Raw genomic sequence first — 8,821 nt, 5'->3', positions numbered from 1 at the left:
GCGCCGCGAGAACATGGTCGACACGTACCTGCGGTTCTTCGCCGAGACCGGCTACTACCCCCCCACCCCCCACCCGGCCCTGGCCGCCGGCGCGTGACCTGACGGGGGTGGACGGCCGCGGCCGTCCACCCCCTTGGGCGCTCGCTCGCCTCCACTCGTCGCCCGACCGCCGGGTCACCGGTTCGGCGAGGGCCGCGACCACGCTCGGCGTCCCCCGGTACGCGCCGGCAACGCGCCGATCAGGACCGACGCGCGGCCGTACGGGCAGTCCTGCGGCGAAGTGTCCGCGCGCCGGTGTCGTTCAACGCGCGGATGATCTCGGGACGATCAGCCGGCGACGTACCACGCAACGCGATCAACAGCCCGAGCACACGTCCGGTTACCACACCCAGAGTCACCAAGGCTCCCACGGTGCCGGCCACTCCCAGACTCGCCCACATGGCCACCTCCCGCTACCAGTGAAACACCGAACCGCGAGGCTGAGGCCACTTCCGTTGGGAGGACGGCGAAAATTCGATCGACCGCACTGCTGCTTTGTAAACAAGCGAATTGGCTACCGTCCGTACGCGGAAGGCGGTGGCTCGGCCGTCATTTTCGCAGGCAGCCGCTACCGGGCACCACCGCCGTGAGCAGGCGCGAACTCGAGCGCTGCCGGTGCGCGAGGCGCCGTTGCCGTAGCAGTTTGCCGACCCGTTCGACCTGGACAGGACAACGCCGGTTCAGCTGCTCCTTCTTCCAGATCCCGCTGATCAATACCGTTCTCGACCGCTGTGCTTCGCGCACTCCCGTTGGGCTGTCCGGTCCAGCCACACCACGTGCACGTGTCGCACCCCTGCCGACCGGGAGCTGATCTCGAACAGCGTCCGCGCGCTCTCCGCGCTCCGCGAGTGCAGTTGGAAGCCGCCTTCCACGGAGTTCACATCAGCCCGGTCGGCGTAGGCCAGGCCGTAATCCGCCACGCGCGCGTCTTCGGCCTCGCCGTACTCCTCCACGAGCGCGAACAACCGTGGTGCCTCGCCGGCCGCCAGCTCCCGCATGAGCCCGGTGAACTGCTCCGCGCTCCACGGCGGTCCCGCGATGGTCGGTGCGGAACGTTCAGCCGGCTCCGTCCCGGAATCGGTGGTGGCTGCCTCGACGGGGCGCAGGCAAGGGCCGCTGACGGGTCGTTCGTCCACGGGGTCGGCGAAGTGGCCGTCATGCCAGACGGCTCCCGGTGGGACGGGCCGGCCCGGTTCGGCGTAGGTCAGAGCGGCCTGCGAGGTCGTGGATGGTTCGGTGTTGGGTGCGCTGGTCGGCACAGCCTTGCCTTTCTTTCGAGTGATCTGCCGGGGAAGTGGAAGCGGGTACGACCGGTGCGGCATCACCGGTGTCCGGTCCTCTGTGGATGCGCATTCGGGTGTCATGCTCCCCATGTTGTGATCGTCGGTGAGGCGCATCGCCCGGCGCCGCGGTCGGCGATCAAGGGTGGAATCCGGATGGGGCGACGCCCAGCGCCGCCGTGCGGCCCGACTATCGCCCGAATGGGGCCCGCCTGGTGCACCGCTACCCTTCACCAGGCGGAATCCGCGCTGTGGAATGCGCAAGCGAACGCCAGGAGGTCACCCGATGGCAGTACGGCGAACCGGCTTTGCCCGGGCGAGGAAGGCCGCCGGCTTCACCCAGGAATCGTTCGCCGAGGCCATGCGCGTCGACCGCTCCACGGTGGCCCGCTGGGAGCAGGGAGCACGTGAGCCGCTGCCGTACCAGCGGCCGAAGCTGGCCCGGCTCCTGAAGATCGACATGGACGAACTCGATGCCTTGCTGAACCCTGCCGCTGAAGCCGTGCCCCACCCACGGACTACCGTGGAGACAAGCCCCGGCTATGCCGAAGGAGGCGATGACGTGGAGCGAAAGACGTTCTTGCGCGTGCTGGCTGGTTCAGTCGCCGGCCTGGCATTCTCCGATCCGATGCAGGAGTTCGGAGCCAGGACGGCGAGCGCCGCTGGTCGCGCCAGAATCGGCCAAGCCGATGTGGATCATGTGCGGCAGCTTTCCCGGCTGTTCGCCGACCAAGACCACCAGTACGGCGGGAAGCTGTCGTCCCGCGCCGTCATGACCCAGCTGTCGGCCTCCGCTGAGCTGACCGAAGGTTCGTTCGCCAACTCTCGCGTCCGCGGCAACCTGTTCTCGGCTGTGGCCGAACTTGCCGATACGGCCGCCGGAGTCTGCTTCGACGCGGGCTTGCACACCCATGCCGAACGCGCCTTCCGGTTCGGGGTGGGTTGTGCGACGGAATCCGGTGACTGGGCGATGCGCGCCAAAGCCCTCTCCGGCCTGGCGAACCTCGCCGTTCATCAGCGGCGGACCGACGACGCCTTGAGCTTCGCGGAGATGGCGCTGGTTCGTGCCGACCGGTTGAGCCCGAAAGTCGGCTCGATGATGCACACCCGCCATGCTCGTGCGCTGGGCCTGGCCGGGGTGTCCCGCAGCGAGGACTGCCGCGCTGCGGTCGACAAGGCCGAGAACCTGTTCGCACAGGCGACGACTGACAACGAACCGGCGTGGATCTCTTATTACAACGCTGCCCACCTGGAACGTGATGCCGGTCGGGCGCTGTTGTACGTGGCGTTGAACGGTGGCGGGCATGAAGAGGCGCGCCGGAAACTCGAAGCGGCCGTCGCCCGCTTCCCGGAAGGGCACTCCCGCGGCAAGGCACTCGCCAAGGTCAATCTCGCCATTCTGGTGATGACCTGTGACGACCCGTACGAGGCGGTGCGTCTGGGCAACGACGCGCTTGCTTCGGTCGGCTCTGTACGGTCTGACCGGGTCAATGACGCCCTTGGGCAGCTGGCCGACGAAGCGCGCAAACATTCCGACATTGCTGATGTGCGTGAGCTGGAGCAGCGGATCAGGGAAGTGGTCGGGGGCGCCGACAGCCGCCCGTGACGACGGTTGCCCGCTCAAGTCGCGGACCTGCCGGGGTCAGGTGGTGAGGGTGGCGGGGCCGAGGCGGAGGAGGCCGTCGTCCAGGGGGACGCAGCGCTTGCCGCCGCGGCCGCGCAGGGCTTTCAGCGCGCCCGGCGCGATGACGGCGTTCATCCAGCCGCACGGGTTCGCGGGGCGGTGGGTCTCGAACCGCACCGGGCCGTCGCCGGAGTCCAGGGTGAACACGGCGTGGCGGGCCAGCGCGTCCACGTCGAAGCCGCGCAGCACGATGTTGCGCCGCACGACCAGCGGGCTCGGCACGGTGGCCAGGCGCAGGTCGGCGGCGGCGGACTCCAGTGACTCGACGGCGAAGACGGTGACCGCGGCCGTGCGGTGGGCGGGGTGGTTGAAGTAGCGGTCGCCCTCCAGGCCCAGGCCCGCCCGGACCACGACGCGATCGCGCGAGACCGGCTCGGGATCGGGTCGCGGTCCGTCGCCGGGCCGTCCCTCGTAGGCGTGCACGGGGGACACGTGCAGCGCCACGATCTCGACGGCCGTGCTCACCGCTCGCCGAGCTGCCACTCCGGCCGGACGTAGTGGCAGGTGTACCCGTTCGGGTACCGCTCCAGGTAGTCCTGGTGCTCCGGCTCGGCCTCCCAGAAGTCACCCAGCTGGGAGACCTCGGTGACGACCTTGCCCGGCCACTTGCCGGACGCGTCCACGTCGGCGATGGTCGCCTCCGCGACCCGCTTCTGCTCGTCGTCGGTGTAGAAGATCGCCGAGCGGTAGCTGGTGCCGACGTCGTTGCCCTGGCGGTTGCGCGTCGTCGGGTCGTGGATCTGGAAGAAGAACTCCAGGATCTGCCGGTAGCTCAGCCGGGCGGGGTCGAAGACGATCTCGATCGCCTCGGCGTGGCTGCCGTGGTTGTAGTAGGTCGCGTTCGGGACGTCGCCGCCCGAGTACCCCACACGGGTGGAGAGGACGCCCGGGTGCCGGCGGAACAGGTCCTGCATGCCCCAGAAACACCCGCCCGCGAGGACGGCCTTCTCGGTCACGCTCGCCATGTGGTCGCTCCGCTCTTCGATCCGATGGATGTGCACCAGGGTGAACGCTCCCGCGCCCCGTTGTCATCCCCGGGCGGCTGTGACGCGCGACGGGACCGGCCCGGCGTGGGCGCCGGACCGGTCCCGTCGGCGGGCCGGACTACCTCGCGGCGCAGGTGGGGGTCATGCCCGAGCCGCTGCCGGTGGCCTGGTAGCCGAACTCGGTCGACTGTCCCGCGCCCAGCGCGCCGTTGAAGCCGACGTTGCCGAAGCTCACCGTGCCGCTCGTGCCGCTGCGGGTGGTGTTCCACGAGTTCGTGACCGTGGCGCCGGACGGCAGGGTCATGGTCACCGTCCAGCCGTTGATCGGCGAGGCGCCGGCCGTGACCTTGACCGTGGCGACGAAGCCGCCCGTCCACTGGTTCAGCGACACGGTCGCCGTGCAGCCACCCGGCTGCTGCGACGTGGTGGTCGTCGTCGTCGTGGTCGTGGTCGTGGTGTCACCGGTGGTCGTGGTGGTGCTGGTCGGACCGGTGCCCAACGTCGGAGTGGTCCAGTCGCGCCACTGGGCGAGGTTGCCGGTGGCCTTGCTGTGCATGGTCACGCCGCCGGTGAAGGTGCCGGTGTTGCGGAGGAACTTGGCGACGGCCTGCTGGAGGGGCGTGCGCCATTCGGCGCGGTTGGCGCAGTGGTTCCCGTCGGTGACGTTGGAGTGGTAGAGCAGGTTGTCGCCGGCTCCGAGGGCCTTGTAGACCTCGGCCCCGCCCAACGCCGCGACGGAGGCGGAGCGGGGGCCGAGGTTGGCGATGTGGGGGTTGTCCATGATGAACAGGCCGCGCGGCGCGATCATGGCGACGAGCTCGTGGGTGTCGATCGGGGCGGCGTTGGGGTTGCCCGTGTAGGCGCTGAAGGCGTCGCCGAACCAGGGTTGTTCGCCGTAGGCGCTGGCCAGGGTCTGGCCGCCTTCGGCGTTGACGCCGCGGTAGATCGGGACGCCGGCGGTGCCGGACTCGATGGGCATGGTGAGGGCGACGCGCTGGTCGAACACGCCGGCGGCGAAGGCCCCCTTGCCGAAGCGGGAGCAGCCGGTGACGCCGATGTCGGGGCGCAGGACGGTGCCGCCGGACTGCTCGATCACGTCGATGATGCGGGAGACGCCCCAGGCCCAGGCCATGAGCAGGCCGGTCGGGCTGGTGTTGCCGTAGAGGGTGTAGAACGCGCCCTGCTTGTTGTTCCGCGGGGTGCCCTCGCGGCCGACGGTGTAGGGGTCGAAGGTGATGGTGGCCGCGCCGGCGGCGCGGATGGTGGCGGTGTCGCCGCCGAACCCGCCGTACACGATCACCGCCGGGAACGGGCCGGTGCCCGACGGCAACTGCACGCCGGCGGAGAAGCTCGCGCTGCGGCCGTTGTGGGAGACGTTGACCGTGACCGCGCTGGTGGTGACGGTGCCGGTCACGGTCGGCTTGGCGGGCTTGTCGCCGTAGACGTGGCGTTCGGCCATCTCGCGGATCTCGGCACGGCGGCAGCGCCAGTCCGAGCGGGAGGTGATCCGTTGGCCGTTGAGCCTGGTGAACGGGTCGGGCAGCCGGGAGGTCGAGGGGTAGGAGCCCGGCAGGGTCACCGGGCAGTCCGCGCCGTCGTCCTCCACCCCGGCCGCCACCACGTCACCCGCCGCGACACCGGCGGGGGCGGACAGGGCCACCGCCGTCACCGTCCCGGCCAACCCGAGCATCGCCACCGAGAGCACCACCACCGCTGACCGCATTCTCAGGCGGCCTGAACTGAGCTTCACCACGACTCTCCTTTGAGACAGGGTGCAGGACCGACGATCCGAACGACGAACGCGCCTAAAGTTTCGAGCAGCATCTCGAAACATGTCAACGAATCTCGCCGTCTTGATGCAGGTGCCGGTCTCAGTTGGCGATGACTGCACCGAGTAGCCACGGCGTTCGCTCGATCATGGCCCAACGGAGCGTGCAGTGCCCTGGCCGCACAGGAAAACCGCAGGCCGCGCCCGGTGGCCGCGTGGTCAGCTCCGGCCGGTGAGCAGGAACCGGAGGTAACCGCGGTATGTGATCAGCCGGAACGCATTCGCCCGAACGGTGGCCTCGGCTGCCGCCTGGACGGCACGTTCGAGGCGCACGGCGGCTTCGGTGGCCGTGCGGTCGTGGTCCGCGCGGACGCGTGCGGTGCCCGTGTTGGCCGCTTTCATTTCGGCCGCGAGAGCGATTTGTTCGGAGCGCAGGGCGGCGCGCAGCTCGCGGATCTCCGCGTCGGCGTCGGCCAGCACCTGCCGGTGCTCGGCGTCGAGCCGCGCCCGTTCGGCGGCGAACCGCGTGGTCAGCTCCTCGCGCTCGGCCGGGCTCACCGCGGTCGGCCGCACGGCCGTGACCGCGGAGGTGACCTGCTCCCGCCAGTGGTCGATCCGGCCGGCGAGCACCTCCCCGACCCCGGCCGCGCTGACGCCGCGCCCGTCTGCCAGGACGAACACCGCCACCCGGTCGGGGCCGTCCACCTCGTAGCGGACGCCGACGAAATCGGCCGCGGTGCGGACGCCGACCGCGTCCAGGTTGCCGATCGACGTGCGGGTCACGCCGTCGATCCCGGCTTCGGCGAGGCGGAACCCGGCCAGTTCGGCGCGCAGGTGCTCCTTCTGCCGCCGCACCAGCAGCCGCTGCTCCTCCAGGTGCGCCCGCGCCGCCGACGCCTGCCGGTCGCGGTCGATCCGGTCGAGGTGCTGCTTGACGGCCCGCTGGTGGGCGCGCAGGCGCTCGTCGTGGCGGTGCCGCAGCTCCCGCCGCCGGCGGTCCTGCTCGGCCCTGGTGGCGGCGGAGGTTTCAGCGATCCGCCGCTGCTCCCGGTCCACCCGCGCGAGCCGGTCGGAAGCGGCCCGCCGGGCGGCGCGCAGCCGCTTGGCCTCCGCCCGCGCGGACCGCGCCTGCCCGTGCTCGGGTCGGCGGCGGTAGCCGGCGGCCGTGGCCGCCACCCACGCCAGCGCTTCGGACACGTCGGCGACCGCGAGCGCCTCGTCCACGAACACGGCCGCCGGCACCCCGAACGGCAGCAGCACCAGCACCGCCCGGGTCAGCGCGGCCAGGACCGGCGACCGCCGGCCGAACCGCACCGGGGGCGGTTCCGCCCGGTCCGCCGGCGGCGTGGGGTCGGCCGCCGAGGTCGGCCCCGCGGCGTCGAGGGGTTCGAGCGGCGGGGGAGCGGCGCGCCGGTGGAGCAGCACGTCCTGGAAGCGCTCGGCGAGCCCGCGCAGGCGCGCGTCGGGGTGCCCCGTGAGGGTGGCCAGCCGGAACGAGCCCGCCGGGTCGGCGAAATCGGACTCGGCCAGGAGCAGGTGCTCGGCGTCCTCGTCGCGCAGCTGCCGCCACAGCGCCGGGTCGGCGGCCACGGCCACCAGCGACAGGTAGATCACCCACGCCGGGAACCGGTCGACCTCCGGGCCGAAGTCGGCCGCGATGCGGTCCGGCGACTGGTAGTTGCGGTGCCCGGTCTCGGTCGCGGGCAGCCCGGCCAGCGCGGGCACGTGCATGCCGTCGTAGTCGACCAGCGTGATCGCGCCGTCGTCGGTGACGAGGAGGTTGCCGTGCTGGAGGTCGCCGTGCCCGATGCCGGCCTCCGCCAGCTCGGCCACCAGCCGCGCGAACCGCCCGGCGACGCGCGACACGGCCGCCGGGTCGTCGACGTGCCGGTCGAGCCAGCGCAGGAGGTTGACCCCCTCCACCCACTCCATCCGCAGCACCGGGTACCACGCGCCCTCCACGAGGATGCCCCGGTCCACGTACTCGAAGCCGACGGCCCAGTCGGCGTCCAGCCGGGCGAGGTGCTCGCCGATCGCCCGGTAGCGGGCCGCCTGCTCCGGCACCTCGCGGGTGAAGCACTTGACCGCGTACCGGGTCCCGTCCGCGCCGGTCACCGAGAAGACGCCGGCGAAGTTGCCCGAGATCGCCCGCGGCCTGCCCAGCGCGTCCACGCGCACCTCGGCGCCGGCCAGGTCGGTGCCGCGGAAGCAGACCCCCGTGTCCTGCAACGCCTCGACGTAGGTCGCCCCGGACGGGAACGCGCGCGTCGGCTCCTCAGCCGAGGTCGACGTGGACGACCGTGACGTCGTCATCGCGCACCACCCCCTCCGCCCGCGCGGTGGCCAACCACTCGGCGAAGCCGTCGAGATCACCGGTCCGGGTGAACTTCCCCAGGGCGTCCCACGGCCGGTCGCCGCGCTCGGCCACGCGCAGGAACCACGTGGCCAGCGCGTCGGTGCACAGGAACACCCCGTCGCCCGGCTCCGCGACGCCCGACGCCGTCCGCGCGTGCCGGGCCAGCCGCTCCCGGTCCCGGTCGAACGCGTTGACCAGGCCGGGCGAGTTGTCGAACGCCTCCGCCGACGTCAGCGGGAACGCGCGCAGCAGCCGGTCGTCGCGGGTGTGGAACAGGCAGCTGTCCCCGATCGCGGCGGCGGCCCACCGGGTCGTCCCGGACGGGTCGCGGTCGAACCGCGCGACGAGCACGGTCGCGTGCGCGCCGCGGTCGAGCTTGCGCTCCTCGTACCAGGCGAGGGGTCGCCCGGCGGCCTCCCGGTCGGCCACGTACCCGGCCAGCCACTCGCGCCACGCCTCGCCGGCCCGCGCCAGCGCGGACGCGAAGCGGTCCGGGTCCCGCGGCACGCGGTCGTCGTCGCGGGCGAGGTCGGCGACGGTCCGGGTCAGCAGCCCGGCCCACTCGCCCGCGAGCAGGCTCTCCGACGCGCCGTCGGCCACGGCCGCGACCAGCGGCGTCCCCGGCCCGGCGGGCACGACGAGAGCGGCGTCCTCGCACTCCTGCGGGGTGTGGTCCCGCTTGGGCACGCGGAGGGAGGTGGTGGTCAT

Annotated in this window: 7 protein-coding genes; 1 reads left to right on the top strand and 6 read right to left on the bottom strand. The window is 72.0% G+C overall.

The features are described from left to right. Window positions 1–749: 749 nt before the first annotated feature. A complete protein-coding gene (locus tag ACWEFJ_RS36715; protein ID WP_449716590.1) occupies window positions 750–1,436 on the bottom strand; it encodes a hypothetical protein in 687 nt (228 codons plus the stop codon). Window positions 1,437–1,605: 169 nt separating this feature from the next. Between ACWEFJ_RS36715 and ACWEFJ_RS36710 the strand changes: the two genes are divergently transcribed. Then, a complete protein-coding gene (locus ACWEFJ_RS36710; RefSeq protein WP_449716589.1) occupies window positions 1,606–2,925 on the top strand; it encodes a helix-turn-helix domain-containing protein in 1,320 nt (439 codons plus the stop codon). Window positions 2,926–2,961: 36 nt separating this feature from the next. Here ACWEFJ_RS36710 and ACWEFJ_RS36705 read toward each other — a convergent pair whose 3' ends face one another. The 5 genes from ACWEFJ_RS36705 to ACWEFJ_RS36685 form a co-directional block, all read right to left on the bottom strand. Beyond that, window positions 2,962–3,468: an MOSC domain-containing protein gene (locus ACWEFJ_RS36705; protein ID WP_449716588.1), complete on the bottom strand. Its 507-nt coding sequence runs from the start codon at window positions 3,466–3,468 to the stop codon at window positions 2,962–2,964. Then, window positions 3,465–3,968: a peptide-methionine (S)-S-oxide reductase MsrA gene (msrA, locus tag ACWEFJ_RS36700; protein WP_378093745.1), complete on the bottom strand. Its 504-nt coding sequence runs from the start codon at window positions 3,966–3,968 to the stop codon at window positions 3,465–3,467. Before msrA ends, ACWEFJ_RS36705 begins: the two co-directional genes overlap by 4 nt. A 139-nt stretch (window positions 3,969–4,107) precedes the next feature. Continuing rightward, window positions 4,108–5,712, bottom strand: a complete 1,605-nt coding sequence (locus tag ACWEFJ_RS36695) for a glucuronyl esterase domain-containing protein (protein ID WP_449716587.1) — start codon at window positions 5,710–5,712, stop codon at window positions 4,108–4,110. A 264-nt stretch (window positions 5,713–5,976) separates the two neighbouring features. Further along, window positions 5,977–8,070 carry a phosphotransferase gene (locus ACWEFJ_RS36690; RefSeq protein ID WP_449716586.1) on the bottom strand — a complete coding sequence of 698 codons (2,094 nt, stop codon included), beginning with the start codon at window positions 8,068–8,070 and terminating at the stop codon, window positions 5,977–5,979. Further along, window positions 8,033–8,821 carry a protein phosphatase 2C domain-containing protein gene (locus tag ACWEFJ_RS36685; RefSeq protein WP_449716585.1) on the bottom strand — a complete coding sequence of 263 codons (789 nt, stop codon included), beginning with the start codon at window positions 8,819–8,821 and terminating at the stop codon, window positions 8,033–8,035. Before ACWEFJ_RS36685 ends, ACWEFJ_RS36690 begins: the two co-directional genes overlap by 38 nt.

It is taken from the genome of Actinosynnema sp. NPDC004786, from assembly GCF_053601135.1.
Note: the sequence above shows the minus strand (reverse complement) of the source record. Positions and strands in the feature narration are given on the sequence as shown.